Source organism: Corynebacterium flavescens (genome assembly GCF_008693105.1).
Classification (GTDB): Bacteria; Actinomycetota; Actinomycetes; order Mycobacteriales; family Mycobacteriaceae; genus Corynebacterium; species Corynebacterium flavescens.
This window is the reverse complement of sequence record NZ_VXKK01000001.1, coordinates 24,690-43,651: the sequence shown is the minus strand read 5'-3', so window position 1 is coordinate 43,651 and position 18,962 is coordinate 24,690. Positions and strand designations below refer to the sequence as shown.

Genomic DNA, 18,962 nt, shown 5'->3' with positions numbered 1-18,962 from the left:
GCTCATGCTAACTTCCATTTCTTTTCAAGTCTCCTCGAGAACCAGGAGATGGGGAAACACAGGGCAAAGTACAAGAAGAAAACCATCCCGTAGACCCACAGGGCGGCATCCGGGTACTCAAAGCGATTGGCATCGATGATGCTTTGGCCTACCTTGAGTACCTCTATAACCCCGATGAGGACCACCAAGGAGGTGGTCTTGATCATGCGCGTGCTGAGGTTAACCACGTTAGGAACCAGCGAACGCACTGCCTGGGGAACGATGACCCGTGTCGCCACCTGCGTCTTGTTCATGCCCAGCGCTAGCGCTGACTGATACTGATGGACCGGTACGGACTGCAGGGCTCCACGGGTGAGATCTCCCATCTCGGCGGTACCCCAGGCCGTGAATACGATCACCGCCGCCGTCTCGCCGGAGATATCCACGCCGAAAATCGTGGCGGAATCGAAGAACACCACAAACAGGAGAACCAGCGGTGGCATCACCCGGATGAAGTCGAGATAGACCCTAGTCACAAACCGCACGAAGATATTCTTGCTGGTCATGATGAGCCCCAAGACGAGGCCGAGGGCAATGGAGAAGATCATGGAGACCAGCGCGATTCGCAGGCTAACCCACAGGCCAGCGAGTAGGCGCAAAAAGTTGCTCCCTTGAAAGAGAACCTCGTACCCGGGCTCGCCGGCGGCCAGAAGCAGCTGGCTACTGTCCAAGAGTTGCATAGCGCACCTTCTTCTCCGCTACGGCCGCCAGCAAAGAGATTGGCAGCAAGATAATCAGATAGAAAAGGACGAGCGCCGTCAGCGCCTCCGTGGTGGTGTAATCATTTCCTATCTGTTCCTTAGCCACATAGACCAGATCGGGCAGGGCCAGGATGGAAAACACCGACGTCTCTTTGATCAAGAAGATCACGTTCGCCGTTAGCGCTGGCAAGGCATAGGAAAGGGCCTGCGGCAAAAGCACCTTGCGGAGGGATTGGGTACGGCTAAAGCCCAAGGCCAGGGCGGATTGCTCCTGAATGGGCGCGATCTGCTCAAATCCCGAACGCAGTGCCTCTGCCACGTAGGAGCCTCCGAGAAAAGCTAGCCCCACATAGGCACAGGTTTCCGCGCTCCAGGTCAAGCCCAGCTTCGGCAGCCCAAAATACAGAAAGAAGAGCTGAACAAGAAGCGGGGTATTGCGGGAGAGCTCAATGTAGGCCGCAACCACCTGTCTCAACACCGGAATGCGGAAAATCTGAATGACCGCCGATACCAAGCCAACCACAAACGCCAGAATGATACCGACTATCGCGATACGCAAGGTCAGCAACGCCGCCTCCGCATAAGTAGGCAGCGAGGCCACAATCACCGCAAAGTCCATGCCACTCCTCGCAAAAGCAAGACTCGGGACACCCGAGTCTTGCGGCTAATACTTTTCATCATCACGATGCACCAAAAGAATGTGGTGCACTACAGGATGTGGTGCACCACTAGGCGCTCGCTAGGAGAGCTTTCCGCCCTCAACCACCAACTCATCTGCCGAGATGTTGTCGCCGTAGACGGGCCGCAGGGTCTCATCGAAGTCCTTGTGGAAGAACTGCTCGCCCGCCAGATCCGTCAGCTGCTGGTTGAGCCAGTCACGCAACTGGGTGTTGCCCTTGGCCACGGCCGCGGCGATGGTGTCCTCATCTCCCAGGGAGGCAATCCCCGTGGTGAAGCCCTTTTGGGCACCAGTCCAAGCTAGGGCCTCTGTGTTGTCGGTGACCCAGCCATCCGCACGGCCATCAAGTAGGGAGTTCGTCACTTCGGTGTATTGCTCGAACTTCTGCACATCAGCATCCGGGTAGTTCGCCGCGAGGTAGGAATCCGCAGTGGTTCCCTTCACGATAACCAGCTTGGAGTCCTTGAGCTGTTCCGGTTTGGTAATAGGGGCATCCTCGGGCGAAGCTACTCCGAGGGATACCTTCATATAGGGGTTGGCAAAGTCCACCTTTTCTTGACGCTCCGGGGTCACCGTGAAGTTAGCCAGAATGATATCGACTTTGCCGGATTCGAGGAACTCGACTCGGGACGCGGCCTCTACAGGGACATACTCGACGTCGACCCCAAGGTCTTTGCCAATGCGATCGCCGTAGACAATGTCATATCCCGCATAGTTGCCGCTCTGATCAATGGAGCCGAAGGGCGCCTTATCAGCAAAGACGCCGATGCGTACGCTGCCGGACTCTTTAATCTCATCCATGGTGCGGCCAACCTGTGAGGCATCTGCCGCGGGCGACTCACTCGCAGTTTCCGAGGAACCGGAAGAACACGCGGCCAGGGTCAGCGATAGTGCCGCCACGATGCCCGCGACGACGCCGAGGCGCTTCCTGTTTCCTTCAGCCCCGGTGCGGGCTTTCCTGCTTCCAATACCCAAAACGTTCATGTGCGTACTCCAAGTTGATTCGAGGGAAAACTTCAGTGTGTACATGCGGCACTGCACCTGCGAGAGGTCTCCCTGCGTTTACCTCACCAATGTTGAGAGGAACGAGAACAAGCGTTATGTACCGATTACTCTGCTAACAATAGACTACTAAGTCTATGAAACGTCAACCCTTTCTAATTATTTTTCAACGCCAACTTCGCGCAGCCCCTTGATAGATGGGTTTTCTCAGAACTACTCGCCACCGATCTTTGGACACCACGTTCGTGGAGCAGTAACAATTCTGCCGTAATACACTGATGTTCTATGCGCATCACCACCCGCCAATACCGCGACGGCTCAGTGGAGGACTCGGATTTCCCGCTGGCTGATCTCTCCGAGCGCCTCAAAGACGACACCGTCACCATCTGGGTCGATCTCGATGATGTGGACTCGGTAATACTCGATGAGATCGCCGAGGAACTCCACCTCCACCCCCTCGCCGTGGAGGATGTGCTCAGCTTTAAGGAGCGTGCAAAAATGGTGCGCTACCCTACCCATCTTTTCCTCACCCTCTACGCCGTCCGTGCCCCAGAGACTGACACGAGTCATATGGAACGCCGCGAGATCTCTGCATTCGTCACCCATAACGCGGTAGTCACGGTCCGGCGGGGTGGCGCCTTCGACATTGACCGCGCGCGGACATCTTGGGAGGCACAGTCATCGTTGCTCGATGAGGGCGTAGTCAGCATCCTCTGGGCGATCATCGATCTCACCGTCGACAGCCACTTCGACGCCATTCAGACCCTCGATGAACGTTTGTCTGAGCTCGAAGAGGAGCTTTTCGACGACACCAGCGCCGACGACAGCATTCGCCACAACGCATACCGCCTCCATAAACACGTGCTCACCCTCCACCGGCTGGCCCTACCTACCCGGGAGATCGTCACAGCGATCCTCAATCGCTCGCAGCCGCCCCTGCCGGCGGTGATTATCCCCTATTTCCAAGACGTCTACGACCACACCTTGCGGGTCACGGACTGGTCGGACACCCTGCGTGACCTAGTGAGCACGGTGATTGACACGAACTTGTCAATACAGTCCAACAACATGAACCTAGTGATGAAGAAGCTCTCCGGCTGGGCGGCTATCATCGCGGTCCCAACGCTGATCACCGGCTACTTCGGGATGAATGTCCCCTTCCCCACCGCCGGGGAACCGATCGGCGCATTAATCTCAGCCGCACTCGTGAGTGTGACCTCGGTATTTCTCTACATCATGTTCAAGCGAAATAACTGGTTGTAGGGATGTAGAGTGCCGGCCCGCCGAAGGCGGATAGACGGGAGGAAGCTTTCTGGCATCTCACGTTAGTTCTACCCTGGCCTGCGGAGTAGGATCGCTGTCAGTGCCGCTTAAAGGCGACGTCAATGCGAGCGCCCCATCTACCCCGTGGACGCCACGGATGCCACCATTGCTTTTTCAGCGCTTGCCGCAGCCACCACCCCTAGGCCCTCGCAGCGCCCGCGTTCGGAGAACTCCGTCATGCACGCAATCTGTGCGTGGGCATCCGCCACTTTTACTGCACTTATATGAGCGCTGCTTTCCTCGCTTCTTCGATTCTCGGAATCGAGGAGCTAAAGCGTTACGCAAGGATAGATTCAATGAAGACGATCGCGAACTTCGGTGGGTGGATGACCAAGTGGTTTACCTGCATCGTTGTTGCTTGGGCCGTATTAAACTACTTCCTGCCTGAGCTAAGCCTCTGGGCCAAGAGCTACACCAACTACCTACTGAGCATTGTGCTCTTTGGCATGGGCCTGACCCTAGACATTAATGATTTCAAGCGCATCATCAAGATGCCGCTGATGATCATCGTGGGAACCATTGCACACTACGTGATTATGCCGCTGCTAGCGGTGTTCCTGTGCTGGGTATTCCATCTTGACGGCATGCTCGCGGTCGGCGTCATTCTGGTGGGCTGCTGCCCCTCCGGAACCTCATCAAATGTAATGTCATTCCTTTCCCGAGGAGACGTAGCTTTAGATGTTTCCATCGGGCTCTTGTCCACGTTGTGTGCGCCCTTCGCCATCCCCATCTTGATGGAGACTTTGGCGAGCCAATACGTTGAAATCCCCACGCAGAAGATCTTCCTGACTGCTTTCCAGATCGTGGTCATCCCCGTCATCGCGGGTGTTACGGTCCACACGCTCTTTGCCAAGCAGGTCCGAATGGTCACCCCGGCGCTGCCCGCGGTGTCGCAGCTGTCGATCTTGCTCATCATCGGCGTCGTTGTCGCGGCCAATAATGCCAAGCTCATCAGCAAGGAAACCGCGCTGCTTATCCCCGTGGTCATACTGCATAACCTGCTGGGTTACCTGCTGGGCTATATCTTTAGCCGCCTGATGCACCTGGTTTATCCGCAAGGCTTTCGCTACGCACAACAAAAGGCCATCACGTTTGAGGTGGGAATGCAGGACTCGGCACTGGGTGCCACGCTGGCACTCAAAGCTTTCGCAGCCTTCCCCATCGTGGCCATTCCCTCAACCTTCTTTAGCGTCTGGCACAACATCTCCGGCTCGGTGCTCTCCGCCTGGTGGCGCCGCCACGATGACCGCCTCGGCATCGACCCGAACTCGCTGACCGGAAAGGCGCCAGAAAAGAGCGCGGAGGTATCTACAGCGCGTTGACCCCGCCGGGCAGGCTGGTCAGGCTGAGCCCGGCGGATGTGGCTAGATCCGTGTATTCCTCCACGAATGCGGCGCTGCGTTTACCGGAGGCGCAATAGACCAAAACCTGGGCGCCGTGGGGGAATCCAGCAAAACAGGAGCGCACGCGCTCGCGCGAGTCGATGTCACTCAACGGCAGCTTCACCGAGTGCGCGCCCGCAGGAAGATCCGCCAGCAGGTGCTCGTGGGGCTCGCGGATGTCGAGGGCGAGGACGTCGCCGCCGCGCACGGCTTCGACAAGCACGCGAGCATTGAGCCCTGCGGGCGCAGCGCACGCCTGCCCGCCATAGTCCGGCTCGAGGCGGGTGCGAAGCTGGCGCTGCGGGTCCGCACCGATGTGGAATACGCGGCTGCGCGGAGGGAAGGCATCATAACTGAGCAGGTAGCCCGGCGCGATCCCTCCCGTACTGTTCACCCCGCCAATGCCGGCCAGCAGCCCGATGGCCTGCGTCGCCATAAGCGCGCCCATCGTGGCGGTGGTGGCGCCGAGTACGCCGGCTTCGGCGCAATCGGGCACTGAATCCGCGTCCGGCTGCACGGGAAAAAGATCGCGCAAACCCACCCCGCGAAAGCCCGGCCCAGAACGGAAATAGGCCACATCGCCGTGGTATTGCAGGACCGTGGCCCAAATGAGGGGAACGCCGGTTATCTCCGCGGCGTCGGCTGCCAGGTACTTGGTGGAGAAGGAATCCGAACCATCGAGCACCATATCCGCCGAGCTGAGGAGCTCGAGGGCGTTATCCACCGTCAGGCGCTGCGCCACCGCGCGGACATTAATGCCCGGCTGGAGTTGCTTGAGGCGGCGGGCGGCGACCTCAACCTTGAGCTGTCCCACATCATCCGCGCCGAAGAGGATTTGGCGGTGGATATTGGTGATGTCCACGGTGTCATCATCGATGACTGTGATGGTGCCGATGCCCGCCGCGGCCAAAGACTGCAGGGCCGGGCAGCCCAGCCCGCCCGCGCCGATGACGAGGAGGTGGGAATCGTGCAGCTTTTCCTGCTGGTGGATGCCGAAGCCCGGCAGGGAGAGGTGGCGGGCGGTGCGGCGCAGCTCGCAATCCGTGAGAGACATCTAGAGCACCTGCTCCGACCACGATGCCAGGCCCTCGAAGGAAGAGGAAGCCACGGCATGCTCCCGCTTGGGGATGCGCCCAGCGCCTGCCGCTAGGCGCCCGGCCTCGACGGCGTGGTAGAAGGCCGTGGCCATCGCCACCGGATCCTGGGCGCGGTTGATCGCCGAGGCCAGCAGCACGCCATCGCAACCCAGCTCCATGGCCAGCGCGGCATCCGAGGCTGTGCCCACACCCGCATCGAGCAGGATAGGAACGCTTGCCCGCGAGCAGATGAGTTCGATGTTGTGCGGGTTGAGAATGCCCAGCCCGGTGCCTATCGGAGAACCCAGCGGCATGACTGCGGCCACGCCGACATCCTCGAGGCGGGAAGCCACAACCGGGTCATCGGAGGTATAGGCCAGGACCTCGAAGCCTTCGTTGACCAGGAGCTCGCAGGCATCGATAAGCTCGGTGGTATCGGGCAGCAACGTGTGCTCGTCGGCGATGACCTCGGCCTTGACCCAGTTCGTGCCCAGGGCCTCGCGCGCCAACTGCGCGGTGAGCACGGCGTCCCGGGCCGTGCGGCACCCTGCGGTATTGGGGAGGATCTCAATATTCAACCGCCGCAGCAGCTGGAAGATATTCTCCCCCGCTCCGGACTCGGCGCGATGCCGGCGCATGGCCACGGTGGTCAGCTGGGTCTTGCTCGCCAGCAGCGCCTCCTCCAGGATCGATTGCGACGTGGCGCCACCGGTGCCCATGACGAGGTGGGAATCAAAGCTCTTTCCCGCAATGTTTAACATGCCTAGCCTCCTTGAACGGCCGTAAGGATATCGACAACGTGGCCCTCAGATAGTTGCGTCCCCCACTGGGAACGCGGCAGCACGCGGCCGTCGATAGCCACGGCCACTCCCACGGGGTCTCCAATGTGGGAGGCCACCAGCTGGTCGACGGTTTGCGGCGTGGATTGGGTGGGCTCGCCGTTTAAAGTGAAGTGAATCATGGAGCTTCCTTAAGCTGTAGATGGAGTGCTGTGCGCGGTGGCCGGGGCATGCCGGAAGGGGTCGCAGGCTTCTAGCCCCTGCGCGAGTTCACGGCCGGCGACAAGATCGACCGCCGTGCGTGCGCCCAAGGCCGAGAGCAAGATCCCGTGCCGGAAGTAGCCGGTGGATACGACCAGGTTGGAGCCGGCCCAGCCCAGGTAGGGAAGATCATCGGGCGTGCCGGGGCGTGCGCCACAGGTAGCCTCGACGAACTCGGTCTCCTCGAGGCCGGGCACCAAGCGGATCGCATCACGCAACAAGTCATGGATTCCGCCGGTACTGGAATGCGGCTGGTCCTCGCGCGAGGTGGCGCCGATGGTCACGGTGCCATCGTTGCGCGGAATGATGTACACGGGGCGGTTCTCCACAAAGCCCCGCACGACCTTGCTCACCAGGCAATCCATCCCCGCGGGCATGCGCACCCACACCATATCGCCATAGACCGGGCGCAGCTGCAAGGGGTTGGCACCGGCATACCAGCCGGGAATCTTCGCCGCTCCCAGGCCAGCAGCAAGCACAACAATGCTGCCTGCGGTATCAAGGCTTCCGGAGCTTAAAGTCACTTGCGTGCACGGCGATGCCCCCTCCAGGGCCACCACGGTGTCCTGGATGATTCTTGCACCCCGGGCGCGCACGGCGTCAAGCACTGCCCGCGCGTAGAGCCGCGGCTGCAGCTGATGATCCCCGGGGATGCCGATGGCCTTGGCGATCCGCGGTGACAGCGCCGGCTCCAAGGCCCGGGCCTGCCGGGTGCTTAAAACATCGACGGGCAGATCCTCACGCTCCAGATAATCCACCAGGTCCGCAATGTGGCGGGCATCGGCGCGGTCGGCTCCGACCACCAAAGTGCCCTCCGTGCGATAACCCGTCGGGAGATCCGTGTACCGGCTCACCCGGGCGATGAGGTCGGGATAGATCCGCGCGGACTCCTTCATCAAGGGCACCAGCTCCGGCTGACGGAACTGCACCTCCGCTATCGGCGCGAGCATGCCGCCGGCGTGATGAGTCGCCCCCGAAATTGGTTCCGGATCAATAAGGGTGACCTCGTGCCCGGCGTCCTGAAATTCAAAACAGGTGGACAGGCCCACTATCCCGCCACCGATGACCACTACAGGCTTCTTCATCGTCTACATCCCGCCTTCAAAATCTGCGAGGACCCGCGCCGCCAGCTCGCCCGGATCCGGGCTGTCCATAAAGGCACGCACCATGGCCACCCCGGCGATGCCGGTGCCCGCCAGCTTGGCGACGTCCCCCGGCTGCACATCCCCAATCGCCACCACCGGCACTCGCGAGAGCGCCGCCAGGCCCGGGTAGCCGGCCACGCCGATAGGCGGGCGACCCGAATCCTTGGTGGGTGTGGGACGGAAAGGCCCTGCGCCCACGTAATCAATGACCTCGGCGAAGCGGTTGGCCTTTTCGATGAGCTCCGCAGTTCCGGTGGTCAGGCCGATGATGGCATCCGGGCCCAGCAGCTCCCTGGCCGCGGTGACCGGAATATCGGACTGGCCCACGTGGACGCCGTGCACCGGAAGGCCGCGGCGCATGAGGATGGCGGCGACGTCCACGCGGTCGTCAACAAGCACTTTCGTAGCCGGGTTGGCCGCGGCGACGGCCACTGCGACCTGCTCCACCAGCTCAAGGAGCCGGCCAGCCGCAATGGGCTTGGACCTGACCTGGATGACGCCCGCGCCACCTGCGGCTGCGCGCTCGGCCACGCGCACCACCTTAGCGGCAGGCTGGTTGCCCGTGACGACATAGCAACGCAGATCCAGGCCTGCGCGATCTACAGTTTGATCTACAGATTTCGGAGACACAGTGACGTGGTCCTCGCTTCCTTCGCTGGTGTTAACCAGACAGGTTCGGACGGTCCAACGCAGCGACAGCGCATAATCTCAGCCCGATGCTTCGGGCACCCGCGGGGTGATAAAAACAGTCAAGCGCTCTGGCCGTGCTTTGTCAACAAGAAAGGCCTGGGCGCGTTTGGGGCCACTATTTACAGTGAAGGCCGAAGATCGCAAAAATCCCGAGACTGTGCTGAAGAAGCGGTGTCTCGGGATTGAAAGTTGTGCCCGGGGCGGGACTTGAACCCGCACGTCCTATAAGGACACTGGCACCTGAAGCCAGCGCGTCTGCCAATTCCGCCACCCGGGCAGGGTATTGAATGTCTTGGCGACTAAATAAAGATAGCACGCTCACACAAACTAATGACAAATCCGCTGGCAAATGCAAAATATCTGGGTATTGCTGCCCGGAAATACTGGGAACTTCACCTATGAAGGCTACGTTTGAACTAGGTATAGCCCTTATAATGATCGCTGCTATGGGAAAGGAGGACAGTTCGTGGCACTTTTAGAAAAGCTGGCGAGGCTGGATTCCGCAATGCAGCGCGGCCTAGATAACGGCATGGCCTATGTCTTTGGCGGCAAGGTTGTCCCCGAGGAAATCGAGGAACTCCTCAAGCAGGAGGCCCAGGACAACTTGGTGCGCGGCGAGGATGACAATCTTTATAGCCCCAACGTCATTACGGTGGGAGTATCCTCAAAGGACTTGGAGAATCTCTCCCAGAACCGCGAGCTGCCTTCCGATTTCGCCGATCAGTTCAGCCGCTTTGTTCGCAACAGCGGCTGGTCCTTGGCTGGGCCCGTCATCATCCGTATCGCGGAGGAATCAGGACTGCGCACCGGCCAGCTTCGAGTGTCCTCCTTCATCGATCATGAACCCACCGAAGAAACTGGATTCGACGCAATTTTCCACGAAGAAGAAGGTCAGGAGGACCACATGACCCAGTCCCAGCCGCACAACCATACGGCCGCGGAGGCTGCCACCACCACGTTCATTGCGCCCGAGAAGCAGCCCGCACCGGAGGTGTCCGGGCCCGCTGTTAACCTCATGTTGCAGGACGGATCCTCGCGCGTTTACCACGTGCAAGAGGGTTCAAATATTATTGGACGCAGCAATGATGCAGATCTACGCCTGCCGGACACGGGAGTGTCAAGGCAGCACGCAGAGATCACCTGGGACGGCCATGACGCTGTCTTGGTTGACCTGCAATCAACCAATGGCACTACCGTTAATGACACACCTATAGAGAACTGGCTCCTCGCTGATGGCGACGTCATCACGGTGGGTCACTCGCACATCGAGGTCCGCATCACGGGCGTCGATTCGCAGAAATACTAATAGAAGAAACTATTGAGGAAGGGTGGGGTCTCGCCATGGATTCGGTCGTGCTGCTCGCATTAAGAATTGGTCTGCTGGCACTCTTGTGGCTTTTTATCCTGGTGGCCTTGAACGTTATGCGCCGGGACACCAACCAAGCCGCCGGCGCCTCGCAGACCATGTCGCCGGGGTCGGCCTTTAAGGCACCGCGGCGTCGGGAAGCGGCGAAGCAGATATCGATCGCGGAAGGCCCGCTCAAGGGCTCCCACATGGAACTGGGCACGCTCGAAGAATGCACCATGGGCCGCGCGCCTGACTGTGACTTCGTCACCGGAGATGATTACTCCTCCGGCCACCATGCACGCCTCTTCCGCCGGGGCAGCGAATGGTTCGTTGAGGACCTGGAATCACGCAACGGCACCTTTGTGGATGGCGTGCGCATTGACCAACCTGAGCGCGTCGGGGTCGGCTCCGACATCAAACTGGGACGCACAACCGTGAGGTTAATGGCATGACCTACAGTTTAAAATTCACCGCGGCCTCCGATAGGGGCCTCGTCCGCGACAACAATGAGGACTCGGCCTATGCCGGCCCGCACCTACTGATCCTCGCCGACGGCATGGGCGGCCACGCCGCGGGCGAAGTTGCCTCGCAACTCATGGTCACCCACCTCGAGCACTTGGACCAAGACCCCGGTGACAATGACATGCTCGCCCTGTTGGGCGCAGCCGCCGATGATGCGAACTTCTCCATTGCGGAGCATATCGCCGCCCACGCCGAGACTGAGGGCATGGGCACCACGCTGACCGCCCTGATGTTCAACGGCAAGGAATTCGGCGTATGCCACGTCGGGGACTCCCGGGGATACCGCCTGCGTGACGGCAAGTTGCAGCAGATCACCAAGGATGACACCTACGTGCAATCCCTCGTTGATGAGGGCAAGCTCGATCCGCAGGACGTCTCCTCCCACCCGCAGAAGTCACTCATCCTTAAGGCCTATACGGGGCGCTCCGTGGAGCCGACGCTCTTCATGCTTGACGCCAAGCCGGGGGATCGCATCCTGCTGTGTTCGGATGGACTCTCCGATCCTGTCACCTCCTCCACCATCGAGCTCGTTCTTTCCCAGGGCACCCTGGAAGAGGCGGCAACCAAACTCATCGAGCTGGCCTTGCGCTCGGGCGGTCCGGATAATGTCACCATCGTCCTCGCCGAAATCGTCGACGGCGCAGGAACCACCTCCGCCGTCACCGCCGGTGCCCTCGCCGGGGAAGCCCCCGAACCTACGCACCCGGATTCCGCCGCCAGCCGCGCCGCCAAGCTCACGCGTCGCCCGCAGGTCATCCCTCCAGCCACGCAAGTCAGCGAGGAACCTGTGGAAGATGAACAGGATGCGGAAGAAAAACCTGACAAGACTCGGCGCCAGCGGAACCTCAACCTCTGGCGCATCATTCTTTTATTGCTCGTGATCCTCGCCTTGGTAGCTGGCGGGGGCGTGTGGGCCAAGAAGTACCTCGACAACAACTACTACGTTGCCGTGGGTGAATCCGAGGCTCTCACCATCCACAAGGGCGCGGACTTTTCGCTCTTTGGCAAGGAGCTGAACTCCATGTATCAGCATGCCTGCCTGAGCAAGGACAATTCCCTGCGCCTGTCCTCAGAGGACTGCAGCGGTGACTACACCGCTTTCAAGGTCTCCGATCTCCCGGAGTCCGAGCGCAGCGCTGTTGCCAACTTGCCGGCGGGTTCCTATGAGGAGGTACAGACTCAACTCACGCGCTTGTCCGCCAAAGCACTGAAGGCTTGTATCACCGCGCCGAGTGATAAAGACAGCGCGGCCAACAAGGACAATGCTGAGAAAGCAGACACTGCAGAAGCGAAGGATGGTCAAGCAAACCCAAGTAACCAGGGCGAGCAAGGTGATACCGCGCTAAAGCCTGCACCAGGGGTCAATTGCCGGGAGGTACGCTCATGAAAAGGATCCTCAGCCGCGGCACAGAGCTGGGCTTATTAATCCTGGCCACCTTGGTCTTCGCCATTACCTTGGTGAGCCTGGAGCTCTCTCAGGGCAACGTATTAACGCTTGAGGTGCTCTACCTCATCGGCGGGTTCATCGGCGTTTTTGCCGTGGCCCACTTTGTGTTGTGTTTCCTCGCGCCCTATTCGGATCAGTTCATGCTGCCGATTGTCGCCGTGCTCAACGGCACCGGGCTCATCATGCTGGCCAGGCTCGATCTCACCAACGACGGAGGGCTCGCGGTACGTCAGGTGATGTGGACCATCGTCGGCATCATCTTGTTTATCCTCGTCCTCGTGGTGCTGCGGGATCACCGCTCGTTGACGCGCTATTCCTACGTGCTCGGTGCCGCAGGGCTCGTGCTGCTGGCCCTGCCGCTCGTATGGCCGCAGCCACCCGGGGTGGATGCACGCATCTGGCTGTGGCTGGGACCATTTTCCATTCAGCCGGGCGAGTTCTCCAAAATCTTGTTGATCCTCTTCTTCGCCATGCTGCTCGTACAGAAGCGCTCGCTGTTCACCGTGGCCGGCTATAAGTTCCTGGGCCTTTCCCTACCCCGCCTGCGGGACTTGGCTCCCATCCTGGTGGTGTGGGCCATCGCCATCGTCATCATGGGCGTATCCAATGACTTTGGCCCTGCCCTGCTCCTCTTCGTCACCGTTTTGGGCATGCTGTTCATCGCCACCGGGCGGGTCAGCTGGTTGATCATCGGAATCTTGCTCGTGGTCATCGGCGGCGCCGGAATCTACCAAATCTCCGACAAGATTCAGCAGCGTTTTTCCAACTTCCTCGATCCCCTGGCCAACTATGACGGTACCGGTTATCAGCTCTCCCAGGCCCTCTTCGGCCTCTCCTCGGGCGGTATAACTGGCTCGGGACTGGGCAAGGGCCACCCGGAGATCGTCCCTGTGGCGCATTCGGACTTCATTTTGGCCGCCATCGGTGAGGAGTTCGGGCTCATCGGGCTGGCTGCCGTGCTTATTCTCTTTGGCATGCTGGTCTCCCGCGGCTTCATCACCGCCCTGCGCGCCCGCGACTCCTATGGCAAGCTCGTGGCCTGCGGGCTTTCGCTGACGCTGGCGGTACAGGTCTTCGTGGTTACTGGCGGCATCTCTGCGATGCTGCCGATGACCGGTCTGACTACCCCCTTCATGTCCGCGGGTGGTTCCTCACTCATGGCAAACTACGTTTTGCTGGCTATCTTGCTCCGCATCTCTAACGCCGCACTACGTCCAGCGGAGAAACCCTCGAGCAACCTGCCGAGTGATACCTCCATGTTCCCAGCCGTCCAGGAGGCACAACGATGAACAAGTCCATCCGCCTCGTTTCGCTGTTTTCCATCATTCTCAGCGCGCTGTTGTTGATCAATCTCACCAACGTCCAGGTCTTTTCGGACCAGAAGTACGCGCAGAATCCCAAAAACATGCGCGAGTACCTGGCCATGCAGTCCACTCCGCGGGGCCAGATTTATGCCAAGGACACAGTCCTAGCGCAATCCACGGCTGATGCCGAGGGCCTGTATTCGCGTTCTTATCCCACCAACTCACCGGCCTTCTCCAATGTCACCGGCTACCTCTCCGAGCGCTTCGGGGCATCCCAGCTTGAGGCCTCCCAGAATGAGATCCTCAACGGCACGGATGATTCGCTGTTGACCCGCAACTGGCTCGATTCCCTCGCCGGCAAGCCGCCGGTCGGCGCGAATGTCGAGGCCACCATCGATCCCCACCTCCAGCAGGTGGCCTACGATCAGCTCGCGCAACCGGGCTATGACGGCGCCGCCGTGGCCATCCAGCCCTCCAGCGGCAGGATCCTCGCCATGGCCTCCACACCCGGCTACAACGTCAACGATTTGATCGGTGAGAACTCGGACGACGCCTGGGCCGGCTTGCAGCAGGCCGAAGGTTCGCCGCTTATCAATCACGCAACTCAAGACACGCTGCCCCCGGGATCGATCTTCAAGATCATCACCACAGCCGCCGCGCTCAACAACGGTTTTAACCCGGATTCCACCCTGACCGGTGCCAACGTTGTCACGCTGCCGGACACAGTCACGCAGTTGACCAACTACGGCAACGAGAAGTGTGCCGGTGCGGACTCTGTGAATCTGCGCACCGCCTTTGCCTATTCCTGCAACACCGCCTTCGTCGAGATGTCTGAGAAGTTTGGTGCGGATGAGCTGCGCAAGTACGCCAATGCCTTCGGCGTCGGCGAGTCTTATAACCTCGGCGTCGATACCTCACCGGGCAGCCTGGGAGACCTCGCGGATGGGGCCTCTACCGCTCAGTCGGCCATTGGCCAGCGCGATGTCACCATGTCTGCTCTCCAAGCTGCAGTCATGGCAGGGACCATCGCCAACGGTGGCAAGCGCATGGAACCCTTCTTGGTGGACCGCATCACGGACTCCCAAATGAATGAAGTACGCGCCACCCAACCCAAGGAGGCCACGCAGGCTGTTACGGAAGACGTCGCCGCCACGATTAAGGAGCTGATGTTTTCTTCCGAGCATTCGACCTACGCCTACGATGGCAACTCTTTCGCTTCCAAGACCGGTACCGCCGAGCACGGGGAAGGCCTACCACCACACGTGTGGTACGTAGCCTTCGATCCGGATCGGGATATCGCGGTCGGCGTCGTAGTCAAGGACGGCGGCACCTTGGGTTCCGCGGCCACCGGCGGCAGGGTCTCCGGGCCCATCGGTCGTGCCATCTTGCGCGCTTATGGAGGTGAGCAATAGTGAGTAGCCCCGACAACAAGGAACATCTGCAGGAGCTCATCGGAGATGACTACCGCCTGCAGTGGGTCATTGGGCATGGCGGAATGTCCACCGTGTGGTTGGCCGATGACACGAATAATGACCGCGAGGTCGCCATCAAGGTGCTGCGCCCCGAATTCTCCGACAATGACGAGTTCTTGAGCCGTTTCCGCAACGAAGCGGAATCGGCCGAATCCATCAGCTCTGAGAACGTCGTGGCCACCTATGACTACCGCGAGCTCGAGGACAATGGGCGCACCTTCTGCTTCATGGCCTTGGAGTATGTCCGCGGCGAATCCTTGGCCGATCTCCTCGCCCGGGAGGGCGCGTTAGCCGAGCCTTTAGCGCTCGATGTCATGGAGCAGGCCGCCCACGGCCTGGCTGTTATTCACCGCATGGGCTTGGTGCACCGCGATATCAAGCCGGGCAACCTCATGATTACCCAAAATGGTCAGGTGAAGATCACCGACTTCGGCATTGCCAAGGCGGCTGCTGCCGTGCCCCTGACCAGGACCGGAATGGTCGTCGGCACCGCGCAGTATGTCTCCCCCGAGCAGGCGCAGGGCATGGATGTCACGCCAGCCTCTGACGTGTACTCGCTCGGCGTCGTGGGCTATGAAATGCTCGCAGGCAAGCGCCCCTTCACCGGCGATTCCTCGGTCTCGGTGGCCTTGGCCCATATCAGCCAGGCCCCCGAAGCTTTGTCCACGACCATCAGCGCCCCGGCGCGCGAGCTCATCGGGATTTCTCTGCGCAAGGACCCCAGCACTCGCTTCCTCGATGGCAATGAATTTGCACTCGCCATCGCCGCCGTGCGCGCAGGCAAGCGCCCTCCGCAGCCTGCGTCCGCCGCAATGAACTCGATTGCTCAGGAACCCTCGCCCACCGCATCGACGGAGATGCTCGCGAGCGTCGCTCAGCCGACCACGGTATTTCCCACCGATTCTCAGCGCGCGGTTGCGCCGGTGGCAGATACCCGGCGCGCCGATACTTCCTCCCACCGCGCCGCTCAAGCCGCGGGCGTGGGAACAGCCAGCAAAGAACATAAGAGCAGCAAGGGCAGCACCGGCAAGACCTTTGGGCTGGGCTTGCTCATCGCCGCGGTGGTTGCCGCGCTGGCCGTGGGCGGCTTTGCGCTGGCCCGCATGCTCGACATTGGTGGATCCTCCGGGGAGAGTTCTACCTCTACCCCGCCTTCCTCCATCGTTGTCACCGAGTACATCGAGCCGACGACGAGGCCCTCGCTTCCCCAGGAAGAGACCCCGCGCGAGGAGGTCACCGTGACTACTACCCCGCACACGCCTTCACCTAGCCCTACCAACCCCACGCGGCCCACCTCTCCGCCGCCGGAGCCGGATACCCCTGCCCCGCTACCGACCCCGGATCTGCCCACCGTCACCCCTACTTCCCCGGCCACTACCCCCGGTGACCAGGGACTCAACGGAAATGCGGCCGAGGATTTTCTTAATCAAGTATTCCCCACAGGAGGTGCCTAGAGTCCATGGCTAATAACCGCTATACGCTCGGCAAGGTCATCGGATCCGGCGGCATGTCCGAGGTCTACGAGGCCGAAGACACCGTTCTAGGGCGCCAGGTCGCCGTCAAGGTACTGCGCCCCGAGATGGCGCATGACGCCAACTTCCGGGAGCGCTTTCGCCGCGAGGCCCAGAACTCAGGCAAGCTCAACCATCCCAATATCGTCTCCGTTTTTGATACCGGCGAATATGACGACAACGGTATCGCCCTGCCCTATATCGTGATGGAGCTCGTGCACGGCCGCACCCTGCGCGACATCCTGCGCGAGGGTGGTCCCCTGCCCGCCGCAGAGGCTGCGGGGATCCTCGCGTCTGTCGCCGATGCCCTGCAGTCCTCCCACGAGGCCGGCATCATTCACCGCGACGTCAAGCCCGCGAATATCATGCTGACCAATACCGGCCAGGTCAAGGTCATGGACTTCGGCATCGCCCGCGCCTTGGATGATTCCACCTCGGCGATGACGCAGACCTCCGCGGTCATTGGCACCGCCCAGTATCTTTCCCCTGAGCAGGCCCGCGGCAAACCCGCCGATGCCCGTTCCGATGTTTATGCCCTGGGCTGCGTCATGTACGAGGCCGTCACGGGCCAGGCACCCTTTGCGGGCGAGACCCCCTTTGCGGTGGCCTATCAGCACGTCCAGGAGGATCCGACACCGCCTTCAGAGCTTATCGAAGACCCCTCCTTGACCCCCACCCAGCGCGTCAACATCGATGCGGTCATCCTCACGGCCATGGCCAAGCACCCTGCCGATCGCTATCAATCCGCGTGGGAGATGGGCCAGGATCTCCAGCGGCTGGCCGCCGGGCAGGTAACGCAGGCCGCACGCCTGCACGTCCCGGAGGATTCGGCACCGGCCACGAGCGTTCTCGCTGCGGCGAACTCCCATCGCGCCCCAGTCGCCTCCACCCGTCCCAGCGAAGACGAGGATGAGGAAGAAGAGCACCGCGGCGGCTGGATGAAGTGGCTGGCCATCGCCTTGGCCGCCATTCTCGTCATTCTTGCTGGCTACTTTGCGTGGGCGCTGTGGGGCCCTGGCGGGGGTGGGCAGCAACAGTCGGAGGGGACATCGACAAGCAATCCCGCAGCCGTCATCGTCCCCGAGGTTGAGAACAGGCCCCGGGCCGAAGTGGTCTCGGAGCTCGAGGGCCTGGGCCTGCTCGTCACTGTCAACGAGGAGCCCAATCCCGATATTGCGCGTGGCAATGCCATCCGCATCAATCCGGCCGCCGGTTCGGAGCTGCAGAAGAACTCCTCTGTGACCCTGACTGTGTCCTCCGGCAAGGAGACTACCGACGTCCCCGATGTCACCGGAATGACCCTCCAGGAGGCCTCGGCCGCGCTCAGTGAGGCCGGTCTGTTGCTCAATGACAACGTCAGTGAGACCAACGACGACGCCCCTGCTGGGCAGATCATCTCCCAGGATCCCGCCGGCGGCTCGCAGCTGTCCAAGGGCTCCAAGATTCGCGTCACGGTATCGAAGGGCAAGGAGACCTTCACGGTGCCGGATGTGACCGGCATGGACCGCGACCGCGCGGTATCCACCCTGGAGGAGATGCGCTTCCAAGTTAACGTGCGCATGGTCGATTCCCAGGAGCCGGAGAACCGCGTCATCTCCATGACTAACCGCGGTGAGAAGCTGGCGGCGGGCGATACCGTCACCATTGATGTCTCCAACAACCAGCTCATGACGGCCCCCAACCTCGTCCACATGAGCGAGGCCGATGCCAAGCGCGCGCTTTCCGACGCCGGGTGGAAAGGCTCCTGGACCGTCGGTGAAACAATCCCCACTGGAGCTTTGGTGGACAACAACCAGGTCGGCTGGGCCTCTGTGAATCAGGGGGCAACCATCCGCAAGAGCGATCCGGTGGAGGTGCGCCTGTGGAGGTTCGATCCCGCGGCCCTGTTATGAGCGTCTTAGCCGCTGCTAAACTCTCTTTCAGTTAAGAAACACAGTCACATATCTACGTCAGATACCTACGTCAGATATCTACATCAACCAGAAACTAAAGGTGCTTTGATGCCAAAGGCAAAAATCACTCCCGGCTCCGGTGCTTCCCGCCCTTCCGGAACCCCCGCTAACCGCACCCCGGTCAAGATCAATTCGCAGGGTACCCCGAAGTGGTACCTCGCCATCATGCTCGTCCTGATGATCCTCGGCCTGCTGTGGCTAGTTGTGAATTACCTCGCCGGGGAGTCCATCCCCTTCATGCAGGAGCTCGGCCCCTGGAACTATGGCATCGGCTTTGGCCTGGCCATCATTGGCCTGCTCATGACTATGGGCTGGCGCTAGTTCCCGGC

General features: G+C 60.8%; 18 protein-coding genes, 1 tRNA gene and 1 riboswitch. Of the genes, 10 read left to right on the top strand and 9 right to left on the bottom strand.

Translation table 11 applies throughout. The annotated features are described in order from the left end of the window. Positions 1–2: 2 nt before the first annotated feature. The 3 genes from F4V60_RS00210 to F4V60_RS00200 all read right to left on the bottom strand — a co-directional run bounded on the left by F4V60_RS00210 (position 3) and on the right by F4V60_RS00200 (position 2,403). Positions 3–719 carry an amino acid ABC transporter permease gene (locus tag F4V60_RS00210; protein WP_075730921.1) on the bottom strand — a complete coding sequence of 239 codons (717 nt, stop codon included), beginning with the start codon at positions 717–719 and terminating at the stop codon, positions 3–5. Beyond that, the gene (locus tag F4V60_RS00205; protein ID WP_075728812.1) at positions 700–1,359 is read right to left on the bottom strand and encodes an amino acid ABC transporter permease; all 660 of its coding nucleotides are present in this window, start codon (positions 1,357–1,359) and stop codon (positions 700–702) included. Before F4V60_RS00205 ends, F4V60_RS00210 begins: the two co-directional genes overlap by 20 nt. 120 nt (positions 1,360–1,479) lie before the next feature. After that, the gene (locus tag F4V60_RS00200) at positions 1,480–2,403 is read right to left on the bottom strand and encodes a transporter substrate-binding domain-containing protein (protein WP_084559087.1); all 924 of its coding nucleotides are present in this window, start codon (positions 2,401–2,403) and stop codon (positions 1,480–1,482) included. A 303-nt stretch (positions 2,404–2,706) separates the two neighbouring features. Here F4V60_RS00200 and F4V60_RS00195 point away from each other — a divergent pair, with 303 nt between their 5' ends. Both F4V60_RS00195 and F4V60_RS00190 read left to right on the top strand, forming a co-directional pair. Then, positions 2,707–3,684, top strand: coding sequence for a magnesium transporter CorA family protein (locus tag F4V60_RS00195; RefSeq protein ID WP_075728811.1), 978 nt, complete (start codon positions 2,707–2,709; stop codon positions 3,682–3,684). Positions 3,685–4,040: 356 nt separating this feature from the next. Continuing rightward, complete coding sequence (locus F4V60_RS00190; RefSeq protein ID WP_075728810.1) at positions 4,041–5,066, top strand: bile acid:sodium symporter family protein; 1,026 nt, start codon at positions 4,041–4,043, stop codon at positions 5,064–5,066. On the opposite strand, the gene F4V60_RS00185 is transcribed toward F4V60_RS00190, so the two are convergent. The 6 genes from F4V60_RS00185 to F4V60_RS00160 all read right to left on the bottom strand — a co-directional run bounded on the left by F4V60_RS00185 (position 5,053) and on the right by F4V60_RS00160 (position 9,354). Continuing rightward, positions 5,053–6,180, bottom strand: a complete 1,128-nt coding sequence (locus F4V60_RS00185) for a ThiF family adenylyltransferase (protein ID WP_075728809.1) — start codon at positions 6,178–6,180, stop codon at positions 5,053–5,055. The genes F4V60_RS00190 and F4V60_RS00185 overlap by 14 nt on opposite strands. Further along, positions 6,181–6,963: a thiazole synthase gene (locus F4V60_RS00180; RefSeq protein WP_075728808.1), complete on the bottom strand. Its 783-nt coding sequence runs from the start codon at positions 6,961–6,963 to the stop codon at positions 6,181–6,183. 2 nt (positions 6,964–6,965) lie between these two features. Further along, positions 6,966–7,163 carry a sulfur carrier protein ThiS gene (gene thiS, locus F4V60_RS00175; RefSeq protein WP_075728807.1) on the bottom strand — a complete coding sequence of 66 codons (198 nt, stop codon included), beginning with the start codon at positions 7,161–7,163 and terminating at the stop codon, positions 6,966–6,968. A gap of 9 nt (positions 7,164–7,172) precedes the next feature. Beyond that, positions 7,173–8,327, bottom strand: a complete 1,155-nt coding sequence (gene thiO / locus F4V60_RS00170) for a glycine oxidase ThiO (RefSeq protein WP_075728806.1) — start codon at positions 8,325–8,327, stop codon at positions 7,173–7,175. A gap of 3 nt (positions 8,328–8,330) precedes the next feature. Further along, entirely contained in the window at positions 8,331–9,017 is a 687-nt protein-coding gene (locus tag F4V60_RS00165; RefSeq protein WP_141256069.1) for a thiamine phosphate synthase, read from the bottom strand. Then, a riboswitch (TPP riboswitch) is annotated at positions 9,016–9,130 on the bottom strand. (Overlaps the previous gene by 2 nt.) A gap of 139 nt (positions 9,131–9,269) precedes the next feature. Beyond that, a tRNA-Leu gene (locus F4V60_RS00160) sits at positions 9,270–9,354 on the bottom strand. 189 nt (positions 9,355–9,543) lie between these two features. Here F4V60_RS00160 and F4V60_RS00155 point away from each other — a divergent pair. From F4V60_RS00155 to crgA, 8 genes are all read left to right on the top strand, one after another. Continuing rightward, a complete protein-coding gene (locus F4V60_RS00155) occupies positions 9,544–10,383 on the top strand; it encodes an FHA domain-containing protein (protein WP_075728805.1) in 840 nt (279 codons plus the stop codon). 35 nt (positions 10,384–10,418) lie between these two features. Next, positions 10,419–10,877 (top strand): FHA domain-containing protein FhaB/FipA, encoded by a 459-nt coding sequence (locus F4V60_RS00150; RefSeq protein WP_075728804.1) that lies wholly within the window; start codon positions 10,419–10,421, stop codon positions 10,875–10,877. Beyond that, positions 10,874–12,334, top strand: coding sequence for a PP2C family protein-serine/threonine phosphatase (locus F4V60_RS00145; protein WP_075728803.1), 1,461 nt, complete (start codon positions 10,874–10,876; stop codon positions 12,332–12,334). Before F4V60_RS00150 ends, F4V60_RS00145 begins: the two co-directional genes overlap by 4 nt. Continuing rightward, entirely contained in the window at positions 12,331–13,683 is a 1,353-nt protein-coding gene (locus F4V60_RS00140; protein WP_075728802.1) for an FtsW/RodA/SpoVE family cell cycle protein, read from the top strand. Before F4V60_RS00145 ends, F4V60_RS00140 begins: the two co-directional genes overlap by 4 nt. Then, positions 13,680–15,110: a penicillin-binding transpeptidase domain-containing protein gene (locus F4V60_RS00135; protein ID WP_075728801.1), complete on the top strand. Its 1,431-nt coding sequence runs from the start codon at positions 13,680–13,682 to the stop codon at positions 15,108–15,110. Before F4V60_RS00140 ends, F4V60_RS00135 begins: the two co-directional genes overlap by 4 nt. Next, positions 15,110–16,624 (top strand): serine/threonine-protein kinase, encoded by a 1,515-nt coding sequence (locus F4V60_RS00130; RefSeq protein ID WP_084559086.1) that lies wholly within the window; start codon positions 15,110–15,112, stop codon positions 16,622–16,624. Before F4V60_RS00135 ends, F4V60_RS00130 begins: the two co-directional genes overlap by 1 nt. Positions 16,625–16,629: 5 nt before the next feature. Beyond that, entirely contained in the window at positions 16,630–18,573 is a 1,944-nt protein-coding gene (pknB, locus tag F4V60_RS00125; RefSeq protein WP_075728800.1) for a Stk1 family PASTA domain-containing Ser/Thr kinase, read from the top strand. Positions 18,574–18,681: 108 nt separating this feature from the next. Further along, a complete protein-coding gene (gene crgA / locus F4V60_RS00120) occupies positions 18,682–18,954 on the top strand; it encodes a cell division protein CrgA (protein WP_075728799.1) in 273 nt (90 codons plus the stop codon). The last annotated feature ends 8 nt before the right edge of the window (positions 18,955–18,962 follow it).